This window comes from Pseudomonas sp. MDT1-17 (assembly GCF_054898105.1).
The window spans coordinates 3814607-3832236 of the sequence record NZ_JBUBVM010000001.1 but is presented as its reverse complement, the minus strand read 5'-3'; the positions used below and the strand labels follow the sequence as shown (position 1 = coordinate 3832236).

Here is a 17630-nt window from a genome sequence, read left to right as displayed (position 1 = left end):
TCATGAGTTTCTCGAACAAGGAACAGGGGCACGCTAAAGAAGCGTTGCTGCCCAGATCGCGGGACATCGACGCATTGGTACGCGCCGAACATCAGGACCCCTTTGCAATTCTCGGCCCCCACGACGATGGTGCCGGCGGGCAATTCATTCGGGCCTATTTGCCGGACGCCTTGAGCGTGCAGGTACTGGCCAAGGACTCCGGGGAAGAACTCGGCAACCTTGAGGCGACCCAGACGCCGGGTCTGTTCGTCGGGCATTTCGATCGGGCGCAGCCCTATCTGCTGCGAACCCGCTGGGCCGGCGGCGAACAGGTTTCCGAGGATCCTTACAGCTTCGGCCCGTTACTCGGCGAGATGGACTTGTACCTGTTCGCCGAAGGCAATCACCGCGATCTCAGCGCTTGCCTCGGCGCGCAGCTGAAAACGGTCGACGGTGTCGATGGCGTGCGGTTCGCCGTATGGGCACCGAATGCCAAAAGGGTGTCGGTGGTGGGTGACTTCAACAACTGGGACGGTCGCCGGCACCCGATGCGCCTGCGCCATCCCACCGGGGTCTGGGAGGTATTTGTCCCGCGCCTGCAGCCAGGGGAAACGTACAAATACGAAATCCTCGGTGCCCAAGGCATTCTGCCGCTCAAGGCCGACCCAATGGCGTTGGCCACCTCGCTGCCGCCGGATACCGCGTCAAAAGTCGCTTCACCGCTGAACATCGATTGGCAGGACCACGAGTGGATGCAAGCGCGTGGTGACCGTCATCGGCCGAGCGCGCCCCTGTCGATCTATGAATTGCATGCCGGGTCCTGGCAATGCGAGTTGGACGATCTGGGCGAAGTGGCGCGCCAGTACACCTGGCACGAATTGGGCGAACGACTGATTCCGTATGTGAAGGAATTGGGCTTCACCCACATCGAACTGATGCCCATCATGGAACACCCGTTCGGTGGTTCATGGGGTTATCAGCTGTTGTCGCAATTTGCTCCGAGCGCCCGCTACGGTTCGCCGCAAGACTTCGCCGCGTTCGTCAATGCCTGTCACCAGGCCGACATCGGCGTGATTCTCGACTGGGTGCCGGCGCATTTTCCTACCGATACCCACGGCCTGGCGCAATTCGACGGCACTGCGCTGTACGAATACGGCAACCCGCAGGAAGGCTTCCATCAGGACTGGGACACGCTGATCTACAACCTGGGTCGCACCGAAGTGCACGGCTACATGCTGGCTTCGGCGTTGCACTGGCTCAAACATTTCCACGTTGACGGCCTGCGGGTCGATGCCGTGGCTTCGATGCTGTATCGCGACTATTCGCGCAAGGCTGGCGAGTGGGTGCCGAACCGTCACGGTGGTCGGGAAAACCTCGAAGCCATCGACTTCCTGCGCCATCTCAATGACGTGGTAAACCTTGAAGCCCCCGGCGCGCTGGTGATTGCCGAAGAATCCACGGCGTGGCCGGGTGTCAGCCAGGGCACGCAACAGGGCGGACTGGGCTTCGACTACAAGTGGAACATGGGCTGGATGCACGATTCGCTGCACTACATTCAGCAGGACCCGGTATACCGCGCCCATCACCACAACGAACTGAGTTTCGGCCTGGTGTATGCCTGGTCCGAGCGCTTTATCCTGCCGATCTCCCACGACGAAGTGGTACACGGCAAGCACTCGCTGATCGACAAGATGCCCGGCGATCGCTGGCAGAAATTCGCCAACCTGCGCGCCTACCTGAGTTTCATGTGGGCGCATCCGGGCAAGAAGCTGTTGTTCATGGGCTGCGAGTTTGGTCAGTGGCGTGAGTGGAACCACGATCAGCAACTGGATTGGTACTTGCTGCAGTACTCGGAACACAAAGGGGTGCAGAAACTCGTCGGCGATCTCAATCGGCTGTATCGCGAAGAGCCGGCGCTGCATGATCAGGACGACGCGCCGCAAGGCTTCCAGTGGTTGATCGGTGATGATGCGATCAACAGCGTCTACGCCTTCATGCGCTGGAGCAAGGACGGGCGGCCGGTGTTAGTAGTGGCTAACTTCACGCCGGTGCCGCGCCAGGCTTATCGCATTGGCGTGCCGTTTGCCGGGCGTTGGACCGAGGTGATCAACAGCGATGCTGCCACCTACGCCGGTTCGAACTATGGCAACAGCGGCGGGGCGTTTACCGAGGAAGAGCCGAGCCATGGGCAGGACCTGTCGTTGGTGTTGAACTTGCCGCCGCTGGCGGTATTGATGCTGCGTCCGGAGGACTGATCTAACACCGCGTCGTTCCCATCGCGAGCAGGCTCCCTGCTCGCGATGGGCGATGACGCGGAGTCAGCTTAACAGGCGAATCGGACCCGCATACCGAACACCTGACCAAACTGGGCAACGCGAGAGCCAATGCTGCCCAAACCCAGAATCGCCAGAGTCTAGCCCTGCAGGTCGCCGCCCAGCCCTGGCTGCCATTTGCCTGCGCGCAGGGCATTGGCTTTGGCCACCACGCCACGGGCCATATCCTGCCAGTCATCAATCACCGCAATCTGCACAGCCATCAGCCTTACCTCATCAATGAACGGGGTTGGTTTTGTCCAGCCAGGCGAGCAGGGCCTGGTGGAATTTCGCCGGTTCTTCCATTTGCGGCGCGTGGCCCATGCCGGGGAATTCAACCAGCGTCGACCCGGGAATCAGTTTCGCCACTTGCTTGCCGAGGACGTCGTAATGACCGAGTTTCGCCTTGAGCTCGGGCGGTGCGATGTCTTTGTTGATGGCCGTGGTGTCAGAGGTGCCGATCAGCAGCAGCGTCGGCACTTTCAGGTCTTTGAATTCGTAGTACACCGGTTGGGTAAAGATCATGTCGTAGATCAGCGCCGAGTTCCACGCCACTTGGGTTTTGCCCGGGCCTTTGGCCATGCCCGCGTACATGTCCACCCAGCGGTCAAACTCGGGTTTCCAGCGACCGTCGTAATAAGTGCTGCGCTGGTAGTCGTGGATGCGTTGCGCGGTCACCTTCAGCTCGCGTTCATACCATTGATCCACTGTGAGATACGGCACGCCGAGGGCTTTCCAGTCCTCAAGACCGATAGGATTTACCATCGCCAGTTGTTCGACCTGCTCGGGATATTGCAAGGCATAGCGGGTGGCGAGCATGCCGCCGGTGGAATGCCCGAGCAGGCTGGCCTTCTGGATGCCGAGAGCTTTGAGCAGTTGTTGGGTGTTGGCGGCCAGTTGCTGGAAGCTGTACTGATAACTGTCCGGTTTGCTGGAGGTGCAGAAACCGATCTGGTCCGGGGCGATGACCCGGTAACCGGCTTCGCTGAGGGCCTTGATCGAAGTGTCCCAGGTTGCACCGCAGAAATTCTTGCCGTGCATCAGCACGATACTGCGCCCGTTGGCCTTGCCTGACGCGGCAACGTCCATGTAGCCCATTTGCAGGGATTTGCCCTGGGACTGAAAGGCGAAATGCTTGACCGTGTAGGGATACTCGAAACCCTGCAGTTCCTGACCATATTCCGGGCCTTCGGCGTGAGCAATGACGGGCAGTGCAGCGGTCAACAGCAGGCCGGGTAGCCAGCGGGAGAAAGTGAGGGGCATGGGTAAACTCCATTGGAAATCGGCCGATGCTGGATCGGCACGATTAGGTCGACATTAAACACAGGCAATCGCGGTGGATAATCGTTCAACCCATCCAGCCCACTGTGGCCAAAGCCAGCACGCCATAACGGGCGGCCTTGGCGAGGGTCACGATGAATAAAAAGCGCCCCAGCGGTTCACGCATCACGCCGGCCACCAACGTCAGTGGATCACCGATCACAGGCACCCAACTCAGCAGCAACGACCAATGACCATAGCGCTGATAATGGACTCGGGCTTTTTCCAGATGACGCGGGCTGACCGGAAACCAGCGCCGATCGCGAAACCGCTCGATACCACGCCCCAGCCACCAGTTCACCAGTGACCCCAGAACATTGCCCAACGTCGCCACGGCGAGTAGCGACCAGAGCCCATACTTGCCGCTGAGCAACAGGCCCACCAACACCGCTTCGGACTGCAAGGGCAGCAGGGTTGCCGCACCGAATGCCGCGAAAAACAGCCCTATGTACGCACCGAACATCAATGGGCAGGGTAGTCCGCCACCACCATGTCAGTGCCGTCCTTTTTCAGGCCGATCACCTGGTACGCATCACTCATGCCGTCCATTTCCATGCCGGGCGAACCCATGGGCATGCCGGGGGCGGCGACACCCAATAGATCGTCGCGCTTGCTCAAGGCCAACACCTGGTCGGCCGGCACATGGCCCTCGACGAATTTGCCGTTGATCAAGCCGGTGTGGCACGACGCCAGGCGCGGAGGCACGCCGTGCTGTTGCTTGAATTCGCTCATGTTGGCTTCGACGTGATCGTCGACTTTGAAGCCGTTGGCCTCCAGATGACTGATCCATTTTTTGCAGCAACCGCAATTGGCATCGCGGTGAACCTCGATCGGGATCAGGTCGGCGGCCTGGGCCAGGGAGGAAATGAACAGGGCGCTCAGGGCGACCAGACGCAGGTGGGTTCGCATGGGGAATCTCGTCTCGGAGTGCGGCCAAAAAAATGCATTCTGACCATTTTTCCTGGCTTGGCATTCAAGGAGTGTTTCGAAGTAATACAAAACGGGGCAGCTTTATCATCGTAGATCAAAGCTGTCAGTCAGATGAGTTGCACATTACAAAGTTGTCAGGTTGGCCGATGAGCGCCGGCGCCGGCGCCGGCGCCGGCGCCCGCGCTCGGGGCCGGGCATGCCATTGACGGCGCTCTATCCTCCACACCGCCAGCTGTCCCGGCTCTGTTCAGCGCTTCGACGCTATTCTGCGTGCTGGCGTTTTTCTGTAAGTCGTCATGCAACCGTTGCATGTGTGGGCAGTGCAAGTTGAGGTGTCGAGACTGTGCCCCTCGATGAAACAGTGCGAACCACCCATTGGTGTTTGATGTAGGCATCAGCCCGGTAAAGGCGAAGCCTAGGGCCGTAAAACTGCGCAAGTCTCTGGCAAAGTGCCGTGACAACTGAAGTTTGGCCGAAATCAACCAGTGCCTGGGTAACTGCCTGATCTGGTCAAGCAGACGTTTGGTCAAACGCTGAATGACCATTTCGAATCTTTTATGGTGTTGTTTGAGTTGCAAGGGCAGAGAAGACAACGGCGTCGCGTCCGGATGAGTCCCGAACACGGAACACAAGTGCTGCATAAACCCCCGGCAGCTGTCAGGCCATGGGATGTCGGGGAGCGGACGCGTATGTCCTTCGACGACATGGCAACCGATCACAATGGTTTCGGGCAGCGGCTCAGCGAAGGGGGAAGGGACGTAGTCAGGAAGCAAACCCGTGCTGTGGAAGCCGATGTTTACTGCCATGCGTTGCGTGTAGGGGTGGTGGGTCACTTGTTTGATCGAGACGCTCTTGAACCCCATGGGACCTGACCGCGACAGTAACTCTCGGCCCAGACCGGTCGCGATACTCTGACCCTGCGCGGCGGGATGCACCACGCTCAGGGCCAGTTCTGTGGTTTGCGAAGGCGTGCCATGGCACAACGCGGCATGCCCCAGAACGCGCCCGCTACCCACCGCCAGCATCGACTTCCAGCGCCCCTCGGCATTGTGCTGATTGATCATGTTCGGCAAGTAAACATCCGGCTGAACGTAACGATCGCCATAGACCTTGCGAAACAACTGGCTCACGGCATTTGCGTCGGATGGCCCATAGGGTCGAAAAATCAAAGGCATCATCATGCGGGCTCCGGTGACGGTGCGCCATACACGCGCAAGTCCAGAACCCGCAGTTGTTTGCCGGAACGTGGGTGAAGCTTCAGCGCGGTGACATCGCAGGACAGCACTCGCAACTCCAGCAGACCCTCGCGGCTCAGTTCCTCGATGGCGCGATAGTGTTCAACCAGCGCCTCGTACAGCGCCCGGCACACCGGTACGGTGGCCACTGATTGAGCTGAGGGAACCCACTTCACGCTCAAAATATCTTTGTATCCGTCATGTTCGATCAACAATTGCCATTGGTCGTTGTGGGCAATGCGCTGGATGATTTCCTGAATGTCGTCGATCAGCAGCGACAGCACGCCCACCCGCACTCGCTGGCTGTGTGCGCTACGTCCCTTGAGGGCGAATTTACGCCTGGGGGTTGCGCCGGGTTCGCGCCAGCACGCGCGGTCTCCCACCGGGTAACGCAGCAGCGGCATGAGCCGGCGAGTCAGATTGGTCACCACCAACAATCCGGTGCGATCGCATTCTTCGATGACTTCACCGGTGAGTTCATCGATGATCTCCAGCACGGTGTGCGGTTCAAACACCCGATGCTCGCCCAGAGCGCAGTCGCGGTCGCTGGCCCCGATAAGGCCGGCGTCCACACTGGCGTAGCCAATGGACGCAATGCGCACGTTGGGAAACACGTCGGTGAGGATTGCCAACTGCGGGGCAAACAGGCTTTCGCCGCCATACAGCAACGTATCAACCCCGCACAGTACTCGCCGATGCTGGTTCAGGTAGGCAGCGAATCGCAGCAGCTGTGCCGGTACGCCGACCAGCGCGTTGATCCGATGCTGATCGATTGCATTGGCCAGTACGTCCAGCTCGACTTGGCCGGTAAACGGAAACTCGCAGATGGATCGCCTGACGTGCGACAAAGAGTCGTGGATGAACAGAAAACTGGCGTAAAGATCACCGGAAAAGAACAGATTGGCGACGCGGTCGCCGTCGTTCAGTTGAGAGGAAAAACTTTCTCCAAACGTACTGACCAGTACTTGCCACTCGTGATAGGTGTAAACCGTCAGTTTGCCCTGACTGGTCGATCCTCCGGTTTTAAACACCAGCGCGTCGTCGACATTTCCCGTGAGGACCGGCCAATGATTCAAGTCATTGCTGTCAGTCCAATAGTCCACTGCGTTGGTAACGGGTAGATCTTGTAACGTAAAACCTTGCGGTGGTAAGTGTTTCAGTTGTTGGCGGTAAAAGTTTGAATGTTGCCGTATATAAGGCACTAGCTGTTCGAACGAATAAGTTGATTTCATTGGATTTCTCTTTTTATGTCAGGCGTCTTTGATGGTTAAAGACAAGCTGTGGGTAGTTAGCGATATTTTTATGTTCTTTTATCGATAACCAAAGGTGTTTTGCCGCTGTGTTTGTTTCGAGTGAACGCTTGCTCCGGGCACACTTGAACGTCGACGGTTAACAGTTTGGCATTTACGGCATTTGCCAGCGCTTCATGGTTCAGCAGAACGGTGCGAACCTGATCAGCGTCTGCATCCGTTAGAACGGTCAGCCGCTCGACGCCATCAGGAGCGTGGTCCAGAACAATCTGCAGGGGGGCGCCGACGCTCTCCTGCAGAGCCGAAGGCGAAATGAACTCCGTGCCCATTCGTATCAGCTTGCCGTGACGCTGGAGCAGTTCGAATCGGGGTGAGTCCAGCCCGCACGGACAGGCTCCGGGTATCCAGCGACCGGTGTCTCCAACGTCATACCGGCGCACGGTTTGGCCTTGCCGTGCTCGCGAAGTAAACAGCAGGCGCCCGACCTCATTGGCCTGAACAGGTTCATCCTGTTCGATCTGCACGATTTCCAGATGCTGGGTATCGCACATCAAGTGAAACACCCCGTTCGCGGTGCCTGCGCACGCATGCCCCAAGGGGCCGGCGTCGACGGAACCATAGATCGCCGAGCGGATCATCGAGACTCCGCAGCTTTCCATCAGGCCAAGGCTGGCTTGGCCCGGATGCTCGCCGCCGAGGAACACTTTGCCGATACCTGCGTACGCGCGGAGCCGGGCCTGCTCGTTGAAAAACAGGCGATGCAAGGTGCTCGGCATGCCAATCACCACGGTGACACGCTGGTCGATGATCAGTTGGGCGATTTCGCTGAAGTCATCGTCATGGGGCGCACCCATGGGGAAATGTGTGACGCCCATCTGTTCCAGTATTTTGGTAAAACTGAGGAACCCTCCGTACAGGCTGCCGCCGTAAAACAGGTTCATGACCCGGTCCTGTGAAGGATCGAGCCCGGCGGCGAACATGCCGTCGGCCGCTGCGCGCATCTGCCGTTGAAAGTCGCGATAGCTGAAACCGGCGAGGGCTGGAGTGCCGCTGCTTCCGCCAGAGCGGAAATACAATTGCGCCGCGGCGCCCATCGGCTGGGTTGTGAAGGCATTTTTGTCCATGATCGGCTCATGGGCGGTATCAGGTGCGGGCGGGACCGGGTCGAGCGTTGCACGGCCCCTCAGCACATCAGGTGCCAGATTCACCGAGAGACGGCGACTCAGACGCGTCAGCGCGTAGACGCCATCATGGGGCTCACCGGCGTAGCCGTCGTGAATCCCCGCGCAAGGCGCAATACGGGTGACGCCAGCATTGACCAGGTTTCGAACAAGTCCTGGCGTCTCCGTCGGGGGGCAAATCAGCGCGCAGCTTTGCAGGACCGTGCGCCAGGGCAACAGCGTCTCGGCGATCAAGTGTTGCGGCACGGGCTTGAGCAGCACCGTACGAAACAGTGGCGACGGTGCGAGCGTCTGATGATGTTCCCAGATGATCCGCCATCCGTGGCCGGCCCAGACCTGGCCGGTCTGGTTCGCAAAACAATAATCCAGTTGCGCCATGGCCGTGCGGGTGGTGATCTCGCAAGCCTCCTGGTCCGTGGGCACCAGCGCCGGCCAATACGACGCGCGACGCTTGAAGGCTTCGCTCAAACGCTCTCCCAGGTCCTGCAGGATGGCCGGGTCGTTGCTGTCCACCAGCACCCATTGCGGGCTGGAACACGCTTGCTGATCCAGACTGCACACCTCATCCACCAACGCATCCAGCGTCGAAGGGTTGGCCGCGTCAGGCGACAGGTAAGCGAAACTGATCCTGTGCCCCCAGTCGATCCAGCGACAACCGGCGGGGATCTGCTGACGAATCGCTTTGAGTGCCTTTTCACCACCCCAGGCTGACACGCCATCGGCCTGAGCGCAGAGTTCAGCTATCCGGGAAGTGCCCACGGGCAGCACCGCGACGAATTCGGCAAGCTTGCCGCTGGCGTCGCACTTCACAAAGGCAGCCAGCAACTGCACGGTCAAACCCGCATCGCTGGCGCTGGGGCGTAGCCAGTTTATATTGCCGGCCAGCAGGCTTTCGAGAACCGCGCAGAACGCCAGCATCGGTGCATTACCTGGCGTCACATGTACCACCAACCCCAACGGCTGCCAGCTTTCAAAACGTGACTGCTGGTAGTCGATACGCCTCAGCGAGCGGGGTTGCGAACCCAGTTCGCGCTCAAGCTTCCTGCCCAAGTTGCTGGGCTGGCAGAAATCAATAAGTCCCTGACAGTGATCGTCTTCGAGAGACAGGTTCAATCTGCGAGCCTGTAATTGCGTGGCGAAGCGCGCTGCGGCCTTGATGACGGTCTCGCTGTCAATCGGTGCAGAAAGCAACCCGGGCAATTGTTTCTGAAGGCAGTCGAGGGCGCTTTCCAGGGTAACGTCGTCACGCAGTTGGCCATTGATGAGGTACATATCAAGCCCCTCCCAGCAGTTCAGAAGCCGCCATGGCACAGCTGCGACTGGCGGTGGTGCCAGCACGTCCGTGCAGCTCGAACCAATCAGTCGTCAGGCCACATCCGCAACGTGCGCCGGGGTGCAATGTCGCCAGATCGCCCATGACCACGGCATGCGCCGGGCTTGACGAAATGTACGGGGAGACGAATTCCAGCAAGCCGCGCTGACCGTATGGCTGGACCGTGAAATCGGATGGGTTGCGCACGAAAACCTTCGAGTAAATGGGGGCATGAAAATGATGGTGGGCACATTGGATATAGGGCACGGCATGCTCGACGGCACCGTAGCCATCCCGGCAACGGGACAGGTCGATACCCAATTGCCGGTTGATTCGACCATACAACTCAAGCAGGGGAGTCTCCTGCGCTGCCTGGGTTTTCCAGCCGCCACCCAGAAACACCAGTGACTGGGCGGATAGCTTGAGATTCGGCGCAGTGGTGTCTTCCATGTGCTGTAGCGCATGCGAAAGGAACGCTGGAAATCCGAGAATTCGAACGGGTAAGCCTTCGTCGGCAAACTCCTGCAAGGCGCGAATAACACCAAACAGGTCAAACGTGTGACCTTTACGGGTCAGGCGCAATCCGTAGACAACTCGGTTGACGGGTGCATAGCTGCAGAGAAACTGGTCGGTGTAAGCGGTGCCCAAGGTATTGGCGGCCTCGGGTTCGTAGCTCAGGAGCAAGTAATTGCAGGGGCTGTCCGGGGTATCCCAGCCGTAGTGGCGGAAAATGTGGCTCACCATGCCTTGGGCCGCCGCCATGCTGCGAGGGTCATAGCGCATGCGACTCTTCTGGCCGCTGGTACCCGACGATGTCAGCTCCAGCGCGCCTTCACCGGTGGGACTGAACAACAGGTGACGTTTGAAATAGTTGGCGAAGATCGGCGGCAGTCTTGACCAGTCATCCAGTGTTTCAAGGTCCCGGGCTTCTAGCCCGTTGGCGTGTAGCCAGCGTTCGTAACCAGGCGTGTGGTGACAATGAAACAGGCTGATTTCCCCCATCGCCTGATCGAACAGACCTTCCGGCACGGAATCCAGGCAATAGGGTTGCGTTAACGCGCAGAGCGCATCGGTGTGGGGTAAATGGATCATCAGAAGACCTACGTTGTGGTGTCAGACGACAACCGCGATGTGAGAACGCCGCAGAAACAGGCGTAGGGGTGCCAGGCACAAAAGCCCTGCAATACCCGCCATCAGGGCAAAGGATTCGTGACTATTACCGGCGCCGGCCGCAGCGATAATCGAGCCGCCGCCGCCCATGACGGCGATCGACATCATGCCGATCATCGCCGAGACCAAGCCTTTGCTGTCGTCGCTTGCATACAGCGCAAGCCGGTACAGCGCGGCATTGCTCATGCCTAGCCCAACGGCGTAAAGCGCCAGGCAGCTGATCAGCACAACTGTCGAAGCGCCGTAGAAGCTGACGACGACGAGCGCGAAGAGCCCGCCGCAAAACGGCCAAAGCGCGTATCGAATCAATTGTGGTAATTCAGTGTGGGCAATGAGGCGGTTGAGTATCAGGTTGCCGATAATGACCGCCGCAAACACCGGGATTTGCCACAGGCCATACTGCAGAGATGAAAGTCCCTGGTTCTGAATCAGCAAGAGCGGCGCCAGCCCGATCCACGCAATCAACGGCAGGCTCATCACGCCCAGCGCGACAGTTGCACTCAGGAATCGCGGGTTAGCCAGTAACGCCAGATAGCGGCACACGGTGCTGCGCCATTCAAAACGCACGGCTTTCAGTCGCTGACCGTCGTGGCGCAGGGTGCCCACGGTTTCCGGCATGAACAGGTAAAGCCCAAGCCAGACCATCACGCCGCCCAAACCCAGCAGTAAAAACAGCTCCCGCCAGGACAGCCATTCCAGCAGCAGACTTCCGAGCAACGGCCCCAAAAGCGGCGAGAGCAATGCAACGTTCCCCAACAGTGCCATGATTTTTACCGCGTCGGCTTCGCAGAAAACTTCTTGCAGGGCTGGATAGCTGACCGCAATGACAAAACCCAATCCCATGCCCTGAATCAGTCGCAAGCCGTTGAATGCATAAATGCTTTGCACGTTGAACGCTGCGGCACAGGCCAAGGCGAATACCGCACAACCGATGAGCAACATCCGGCGGCGACCGAAGTGATCAGACAGTGGTCCGATAAGCCATTGCAGAAGAATGCCTCCCGCCAAATACAGATTGAAGGCGTAGGGAACATGGCTGGGGCTGGCATCCAATTCTCGGGTAACAGTCAACATGGCCGGCATGATCATGTCGCTGGCCATATAAGTCAGAAGTTCGAAAAAAGTGATTGCAAGGCAAAAGCCCAATAAATGGTGGGGACTGATATTGATTAAAGGCTTGTGCATGGCATCCCTGTTCTCTACTCGAAGTTTGATAGCGGGTTTGTTGCGATGGACCGAGAATAATCATCGAATATGAATAGCTCCAATGAACTATTGAGACTCAACGTTTCAATTGTTTTCGCTATGTTTCGACATTCGATGGGTAGGAAGAAGTGAATGTGCACGTACGAAAAATGCCCGCAACAGAGCGGGCATTTACTCAACAGTTATTGGATAGGGTATTTATCTTACGAATGATAGTTCAGTTATTCACGTTATCGATGCTGGTAATAACCCGGCCCGCCACGGTCGTAATGATGACCGCCGTGCCAGCCGCCGTGGGGGAAAATGATGCAGCCGCTCAGGGAAAGTATGGCAAGCAGCGGAATCAGCAGTGTGATTCGACGGAACATTTCAAAATCCTCATGGTTATCGCCGCATGAAGCCAAAACTCTTCATCGGCTGTAACATGAGACCCCGTTTGTAGCGTCCCATCCCCGGAGAACGGTAGGGGCTTGGCATGTGTTCTGATACAAACCGGATACATTTTTCAGGTACAGGAACTCGCAATGACTCAGTCGCAACGTTTGAAATACTCGATTCTGATCTCCCTCGTGGTGTTGGGGACCATGTTCGGCCTTTCGTATCTGCAAAACGCAGGCGTCATCAGCGAGAAGCTGTTTCAGTACATCGCCATCGGTGTGGCGGTCATCGTGGTGGTGATCAATGGCGTGATGCGTCGCAAGGTCAAAACCTGAGCGACGCCCCTTGAGCTGATTACTCGCGTTGGAGTATGGCTGCGGCGTGCGGATGCAGGCTGTAGCTTTTGTCCGGATTGAGCGTGATCACGCCCTCGCTGCACAAGCGTTTCAACACTTCCCGCACACTGAGAAAGGACAGGGGAATATCGAGGTCCAGCAAGTGACTGTGCACGCCGCGCACGCCAAGGCTACGGTCGCTTTCGGCGGCAGTCAGCAGGGCGTCGATGACTTTGAGGCGGATCAGGCTGGTGCGCAGACCAAAGCTTTTGAGCAGTGACCTGATCCGTTCGTTGCCATTGCGCTCGCTGCGTTGACTGAAAACTCCAGAGCTCAGGGCAGAGCCCTTTGGCGCATTGCTACCGTCCGTTGGCAGTTGCGAGTTGTACATGCAAAAACTCCTTTTCCGAGCCGGCCAGGAAATGTGATGGGTGCTCTCATTCAATAAGACGGATGAGCAGGGCAAATAATGAAGCCCCGAATGTAGAAATTTTGTCACCATCACGTCAGCAGCCTGTGAGATGGCCGTGGAAAGCGCCTTTCAGGGCCTAAATTTTTGTCATTTGTTTCGTTCCTAGGGGAAGGCGCAGTGCGTGTATGACGCAGGGTGTTTGTCTTTTCGATCAGGAGCGAGCGTGATTATTTCCAGGCAGTTAACCAGGTTGAGCCTTGCGGGTATGTTTCTGGGCTTGAGTCTTGCGGCAAACGCACGCAGTCAACCAGAGCAGGCGAGCGCCGACATTCGCCGAACCAGTTTCGGCGTGCCACATATCCGTGCCGACAATGAGCGCGGGCTCGGTTATGGCATTGGTTACGCCTACGCTCAGGACAACCTGTGCCTGCTGGCCAATGAGATCACCACCGTAAACGGTGAACGTTCACGGTATTTCGGCCCGGATCAGTTCACGGTCGAAGAGCGCGAAAACCTGGTCAGCGATCTGTTCTTCAATTGGCTGAACACTCCGCAGGCCGTCTCTGCTTTCTGGCAGGCGCAAACCCCGCCAGTACGTGATCTCATCGAAGGTTATGTGGCGGGCTATAACCGTTCGCTGACAGAACGTCGGGCGCAGGGTTTGCCGCAGCAGTGTCAGGGCGACTGGGTGCGCGAGATTACCGCCCAGGACTTGGTCAAGTTGACGCGGCGTCTGCTGGTCGAGGGCGGAGTAGGGCAGTTTGCCGAGGCCTTGGCCGGCGCGACGCCACCCAAGGCCGTTGCTCAAGTGGCTGGCGACCCCGTGGCGTTCCAGGTGGCCGCCTCGCGCATGCAGCGATTTGCCCTGGATCGCGGCAGCAATGCCGTGGCAGTCGGCAGTGAGCGCTCTTTCAACGGCCGCGGCATGTTGCTGGCCAATCCGCACTTCCCTTGGGTAGGCGGCATGCGTTTCTATCAAATGCACCTGACCATTCCCGGCAAGCTGGACGTCATGGGCGCGGCGCTGCCGGGGCTGCCAATGATCAATATCGGTTTCAACCAGCACCTGGCATGGACCCACACTGTGGATTCGTCCAAGCATTTCACCTTGTATCGCCTGCAACTCGATCCCAAGGATCCGACCCGCTATCTGCTCGACGGCAAGTCATTGCCCATGAAGAAACAGACCCTGACAGTGAATGTGAAACAACCGGATGGCCAGACCAAAGCGGTTTCTCATGGGGTCTACAGTTCGCAGTTCGGCCCGATCGTGCAGTGGCCTGGAAAACTCGACTGGGACAACCAGTTTGCCTACAGCCTGCGCGACGCCAATCTGGATAACGACCGGGTCTTGCAGCAATGGTATGCGATGAACCGTGCGGTCAGCCTCAAGGACTTGCAGGCGTCGGTGCACAAGATCCAGGGGATCCCGTGGGTCAACACCCTGGCGACGGATGATCAGGGGCAGACGCTGTACATGAACCTCTCGGTCGTGCCGAACGTGAGTGCCGACAAACTGGCCAAGTGCAGTGATCCTCGGGCCGGGTTGCAGATGATCGTCCTCGACGGCTCCAACAGCGCGTGTGCCTGGGACATCGACCCGCAGGCTGCGCAAAAAGGGATATATGCCTCAGACAAATTGCCGCAACTGTTGCGCAAGGACTTCGTGCAGCACTCCAACGATTCGGCCTGGATGGCCAACCCGGCGCAACCGCTCAGCGGTTTCTCGCCCCTGATCAGTCAGGACGGTCAGCCATTGGGGTTGCGCTCACGCTTTGCACTGGATCGCCTGAATACGTTGAACATGGCCGGCCCTATTGCGGCGGTGGATTTGCAGAACATGGTGATGGACGACCAGGTGTATCAGGCGGTCCAAGTGATGCCGGACCTGCTGCAGTTCTGTGCGGCGGCCCTGGGTTCCGATGCGCCAACGCTCACGTCGCTGTGTGCCAGTCTCAAGGCCTGGGACCGCAGTGCAAATCTGGACAGTAGTCTGGGCTTTGTGCATTTCCAGAATGTCATGGAGTCGCTAGAGAAAACACCTGATCTATGGCGTGTGGCGTTCGACCCGAAAGACCCGCAACACACCCCGAATGGCCTGGCGGTCGATCGCCCGAAAGTCGCACAGGCGGTTCGCGAAGCAATGCTGGCGTCGGTAGTGCAGATCAACAAGATGGGGCTCAAGGCTGATAGTCGCTGGGGTGATATTCAGGTGGTCAGCAGCGGTGGCCAACAGACGCCGATTCATGGTGGACCTGGCACTCTGGGGGTGTATAACGCCATTCAGAGCGTGCCGAGAACCGACGGTAAACTCGAAGTCGTCAGCGGTACCAGCTATTTGCAGGTGGTGACCTTCGATGACAAGGGACCACAGGCCCAGGGGCTGCTGGCTTTCTCGCTATCCAGTGACCCGGCCTCGAAGTACTCAAGAGACCAGACCCTGGCATTTTCCAGGAAGCAGTTGAGTGTGTTGCCGTTCGCCGAGCAACAGATCACGTCCGATCCGCAGTACCAGGTTCAGACAATCCGTGAGCAGGATGAAAAAGCCGGGAAGGTGGCTGCACAGTAACGCTGATGGCGCTTGAACCCACTATGAAGGCCGCACCCCGCAAGGGTCGCGGCCTTCAGCTTTTCGGGGCTTGTTGCGGAATGGAATTGAGGACCGGATTGCCATCCTTGTTGCGGGTCAGGTAGACCGGCAATACCTTGGGCAGGGTCGCCACCAGGTTGTTGAGTTCTTTGATGTTGTAGATGCCACCGATACGAATCGAGCCGGTACTGTTGTCGGCCACCATCACCGGTTTGCTCAAGTAGCGATTGATCAATGGCAGCGCGTCGGCCAGCGCCAGATCATCGAGCACCAGTTTTCCGCTGCGCCACGCCAGTGAATTGTCATTGTCGTAGGTCTGATTGATCCGGGGCGTGAAGTCGCCGCGTCTATAGCTCGCCTGCATCGCGGGCTCGAGACGCAAGCCGTCACTCGCAAGGGCATCATTGCTGCTGACCAGCACCGAACCTTCAACCAGGTTCACACGTACCTGATCTTCATACATCCAGACATTGAATTTGGTTCCGGTGACCCGAATCCTGCCTTCGGCCGCTTTGACAATGAAGGGGTGCCGAGTGTCGTGGCTGACGCTGAAGAAGGCTTCGCCTTTTTTCAGCGTGATCCGGCGCTGGTCCTTGTAATTGCTGAACGTCAGCTCACTGCCCAGGTTCAGTTCCACCTGACTGCCATCGCTCAGGGTGACCTGACGGACAGTACCGCTCGCCTCGAAATGTTGGTACGAATTGGGGAGCCAGCCCAGGTTCCAGCCGCTATAGGCCGCCAATGGCAACGCCATGGCGCAAACCACGGCTGCGATACCGAAGGTGCGCCAAGGTGTTGCAGGTTTGGCGCGAGCCGCCGGGATCACGGTTTCGGGACGTGGCAGGTCCCCCGCGACATCCCAGATCTCCAGCATGGCCTCATACTCGAACGCGTGAAGCGGATGAGCGTTGTGCCATTGCTCGAACGCCAGCCGCTCTTCAGCCGTGCAATCGATGGCGTGCAGACGCATGCACCAATGCGCAGCGGCATCGGTGATTGCGTCATATTGGGCTTGCGAGAGAGGGTTGTCGGTCATTGACTCATCCTGATTTCCTGCATTCTAACCTTGTGAGGAAGTTTGCGAGAACAACTGTCATGGCAATTACCAATCAAACAAGCACTTATTTTTCAAACTCACGGGGTACTGGTATGCAATTGGCGCCCCAGATGGGTGATCAGCCAGGTAACGCTGTCAGCGTTAGCGAGTTGCACCGCCAGTCTGATCAGGGAATCTTTTTTGAAGGTTGTACGGGCTCCACTCAGGTTGTCCGCGCCGGTCAAGGCCAACATAAGTTCCTTTATCTGATCAGTATTTTCATGAAGAGTGTTGCCCAGGTCCTCCCATCCACCGTCATCAGGGTTCTGAATTTTGAACAGCTGTGTATAAGGCGTCTTGATTGACAGTGCACTGTCCTGAAGTTCGCTCAAGGCTTTTTTGAGATCCGTGGCAGAAACACTGGCCATTCCTATCAGGTCGACGAACGGCCTGCTGGCATCGAGATAAGAAATGTCCTCGGTTTTGCCGGCAATGTGCGAAATCTCATGGATCAGGGTTGCCGCCCGGGCATGAGTGTTGATGGGGAAGGCGGCGTCGGACAGATGTTTGCGGTAGAGGTCGAAATGGGGGGCGAAGAATTTATCTGTCAGGTAAATTTTTCCTTTTTCCGTCGTTGGGCAGGGTGAAGCCGAACGTATTTTCCGCGTGCTCGACGAGCCTGCCGACTACAAAACGCCTTGAGTTCGGCTTTCTGAGTGTGGGGTCCAACAGGGCCGCAAAAATGTCGCCCACGACTTTTTCGAGCTTCTCCACCTGCGCGTCCGACACGGTAGGCACACCGATAAAATCCATGATGAGCTGGTGCACGGGCGTGACCGCGCCATCAGAAGTCTTGAGCAGTTGCAGGTTGCGGAAGCTGTTCCAGGCATAGGTGGTTGCCAGATCCAGCGCCTCGTCAATCTGACGAGCCTTGCGCGGAAAAATTCGACGGATTTGTGGCATTCCATGTGCTTCAACATTCAT

At 58.0% G+C, this 17630-nt stretch carries 16 protein-coding genes and 1 pseudogene; 3 read left to right on the top strand and 14 right to left on the bottom strand.

What is annotated here, in order from left to right:
* Window positions 1-2: 2 nt before the first annotated feature.
* On the top strand, window positions 3-2234 hold the full coding sequence (gene glgB, locus ACYZTX_RS17715) for a 1,4-alpha-glucan branching protein GlgB (RefSeq protein ID WP_462035164.1): 2232 nt from the start codon (window positions 3-5) through the stop codon (window positions 2232-2234).
* A gap of 83 nt (window positions 2235-2317) precedes the next feature.
* On the opposite strand, the pseudogene ACYZTX_RS17710 reads toward glgB, so the two are convergent.
* The 10 genes and pseudogenes from ACYZTX_RS17710 to ACYZTX_RS17665 all read right to left on the bottom strand — a co-directional run.
* A pseudogene (locus tag ACYZTX_RS17710) lies at window positions 2318-2470 on the bottom strand (NAD(P)-dependent oxidoreductase); the annotation flags it as partial.
* A 58-nt stretch (window positions 2471-2528) separates the two neighbouring features.
* Window positions 2529-3554 carry an alpha/beta fold hydrolase gene (locus ACYZTX_RS17705; RefSeq protein ID WP_462035163.1) on the bottom strand — a complete coding sequence of 342 codons (1026 nt, stop codon included), beginning with the start codon at window positions 3552-3554 and terminating at the stop codon, window positions 2529-2531.
* Between the two features lie 85 nt (window positions 3555-3639).
* The gene (locus tag ACYZTX_RS17700; RefSeq protein WP_462035162.1) at window positions 3640-4074 is read right to left on the bottom strand and encodes a YqaA family protein; all 435 of its coding nucleotides are present in this window, start codon (window positions 4072-4074) and stop codon (window positions 3640-3642) included.
* Window positions 4074-4520 (bottom strand): DUF411 domain-containing protein, encoded by a 447-nt coding sequence (locus tag ACYZTX_RS17695; protein WP_462035161.1) that lies wholly within the window; start codon window positions 4518-4520, stop codon window positions 4074-4076. The genes ACYZTX_RS17700 and ACYZTX_RS17695 overlap by 1 nt, the downstream gene beginning before the upstream one ends.
* A gap of 155 nt (window positions 4521-4675) precedes the next feature.
* A complete protein-coding gene (locus tag ACYZTX_RS17690) occupies window positions 4676-5719 on the bottom strand; it encodes a GNAT family N-acetyltransferase (protein ID WP_462037065.1) in 1044 nt (347 codons plus the stop codon).
* Window positions 5719-7008, bottom strand: a complete 1290-nt coding sequence (locus ACYZTX_RS17685) for a phenylacetate--CoA ligase family protein (protein ID WP_462035160.1) — start codon at window positions 7006-7008, stop codon at window positions 5719-5721. The genes ACYZTX_RS17690 and ACYZTX_RS17685 overlap by 1 nt, the downstream gene beginning before the upstream one ends.
* A gap of 68 nt (window positions 7009-7076) precedes the next feature.
* A complete protein-coding gene (locus ACYZTX_RS17680) occupies window positions 7077-9479 on the bottom strand; it encodes an aldehyde dehydrogenase family protein (protein WP_462035159.1) in 2403 nt (800 codons plus the stop codon).
* A 1-nt stretch (window position 9480) separates the two neighbouring features.
* Window positions 9481-10611: a LuxE/PaaK family acyltransferase gene (locus ACYZTX_RS17675; protein ID WP_462035158.1), complete on the bottom strand. Its 1131-nt coding sequence runs from the start codon at window positions 10609-10611 to the stop codon at window positions 9481-9483.
* 21 nt (window positions 10612-10632) lie between these two features.
* A complete protein-coding gene (locus ACYZTX_RS17670; RefSeq protein WP_462035157.1) occupies window positions 10633-11874 on the bottom strand; it encodes an MFS transporter in 1242 nt (413 codons plus the stop codon).
* Window positions 11875-12125: 251 nt separating this feature from the next.
* Window positions 12126-12263 (bottom strand): hypothetical protein, encoded by a 138-nt coding sequence (locus tag ACYZTX_RS17665; RefSeq protein WP_165353291.1) that lies wholly within the window; start codon window positions 12261-12263, stop codon window positions 12126-12128.
* A gap of 156 nt (window positions 12264-12419) precedes the next feature.
* On the opposite strand from ACYZTX_RS17665, the gene ACYZTX_RS17660 reads away from it, so the two are divergent.
* The gene (locus tag ACYZTX_RS17660) at window positions 12420-12608 is read left to right on the top strand and encodes a hypothetical protein (protein ID WP_462035156.1); all 189 of its coding nucleotides are present in this window, start codon (window positions 12420-12422) and stop codon (window positions 12606-12608) included.
* Between the two features lie 19 nt (window positions 12609-12627).
* Here ACYZTX_RS17660 and ACYZTX_RS17655 read toward each other — a convergent pair whose 3' ends face one another.
* Window positions 12628-12999, bottom strand: a complete 372-nt coding sequence (locus tag ACYZTX_RS17655) for a fe2+ zn2+ uptake regulation protein (RefSeq protein WP_462035155.1) — start codon at window positions 12997-12999, stop codon at window positions 12628-12630.
* 244 nt (window positions 13000-13243) lie between these two features.
* Between ACYZTX_RS17655 and pvdQ the strand changes: the two genes are divergently transcribed.
* Window positions 13244-15589, top strand: a complete 2346-nt coding sequence (pvdQ, locus tag ACYZTX_RS17650; protein ID WP_462035154.1) for a bifunctional acylase PvdQ — start codon at window positions 13244-13246, stop codon at window positions 15587-15589.
* A gap of 55 nt (window positions 15590-15644) precedes the next feature.
* On the opposite strand, the gene ACYZTX_RS17645 is transcribed toward pvdQ, so the two are convergent.
* The 3 genes from ACYZTX_RS17645 to ACYZTX_RS17635 form a co-directional block, all read right to left on the bottom strand.
* Window positions 15645-16646, bottom strand: coding sequence for a FecR family protein (locus ACYZTX_RS17645; RefSeq protein WP_462035153.1), 1002 nt, complete (start codon window positions 16644-16646; stop codon window positions 15645-15647).
* Window positions 16647-16744: 98 nt separating this feature from the next.
* Entirely contained in the window at window positions 16745-17074 is a 330-nt protein-coding gene (locus tag ACYZTX_RS17640) for a hypothetical protein (protein ID WP_462035152.1), read from the bottom strand.
* 172 nt (window positions 17075-17246) lie between these two features.
* Window positions 17247-17630, bottom strand: a complete 384-nt coding sequence (locus ACYZTX_RS17635; RefSeq protein WP_462037137.1) for a hypothetical protein — start codon at window positions 17628-17630, stop codon at window positions 17247-17249.

Bases quoted from the DNA above. Each gene is read 5' to 3' on its own strand.
- glgB (WP_462035164.1), top strand. From the start codon at position 3: ATGAGTTTCTCGAACAAGGAACAGGGGCACGCTAAAGAAGCGTTGCTG.
- ACYZTX_RS17705 (WP_462035163.1), bottom strand. From the start codon at position 3,554: ATGCCCCTCACTTTCTCCCGCTGGCTACCCGGCCTGCTGTTGACCGCT.
- ACYZTX_RS17700 (WP_462035162.1), bottom strand. From the start codon at position 4,074: ATGTTCGGTGCGTACATAGGGCTGTTTTTCGCGGCATTCGGTGCGGCA.
- ACYZTX_RS17695 (WP_462035161.1), bottom strand. From the start codon at position 4,520: ATGCGAACCCACCTGCGTCTGGTCGCCCTGAGCGCCCTGTTCATTTCC.
- ACYZTX_RS17690 (WP_462037065.1), bottom strand. From the start codon at position 5,719: ATGATGCCTTTGATTTTTCGACCCTATGGGCCATCCGACGCAAATGCC.
- ACYZTX_RS17685 (WP_462035160.1), bottom strand. From the start codon at position 7,008: ATGAAATCAACTTATTCGTTCGAACAGCTAGTGCCTTATATACGGCAA.
- ACYZTX_RS17680 (WP_462035159.1), bottom strand. From the start codon at position 9,479: ATGTACCTCATCAATGGCCAACTGCGTGACGACGTTACCCTGGAAAGC.
- ACYZTX_RS17675 (WP_462035158.1), bottom strand. From the start codon at position 10,611: ATGATCCATTTACCCCACACCGATGCGCTCTGCGCGTTAACGCAACCC.
- ACYZTX_RS17670 (WP_462035157.1), bottom strand. From the start codon at position 11,874: ATGCACAAGCCTTTAATCAATATCAGTCCCCACCATTTATTGGGCTTT.
- ACYZTX_RS17665 (WP_165353291.1), bottom strand. From the start codon at position 12,263: ATGTTCCGTCGAATCACACTGCTGATTCCGCTGCTTGCCATACTTTCC.
- ACYZTX_RS17660 (WP_462035156.1), top strand. From the start codon at position 12,420: ATGACTCAGTCGCAACGTTTGAAATACTCGATTCTGATCTCCCTCGTG.
- ACYZTX_RS17655 (WP_462035155.1), bottom strand. From the start codon at position 12,999: ATGTACAACTCGCAACTGCCAACGGACGGTAGCAATGCGCCAAAGGGC.
- ACYZTX_RS17645 (WP_462035153.1), bottom strand. From the start codon at position 16,646: ATGACCGACAACCCTCTCTCGCAAGCCCAATATGACGCAATCACCGAT.
- ACYZTX_RS17640 (WP_462035152.1), bottom strand. From the start codon at position 17,074: ATGGCCAGTGTTTCTGCCACGGATCTCAAAAAAGCCTTGAGCGAACTT.
- ACYZTX_RS17635 (WP_462037137.1), bottom strand. From the start codon at position 17,630: ATGAATGTTGAAGCACATGGAATGCCACAAATCCGTCGAATTTTTCCG.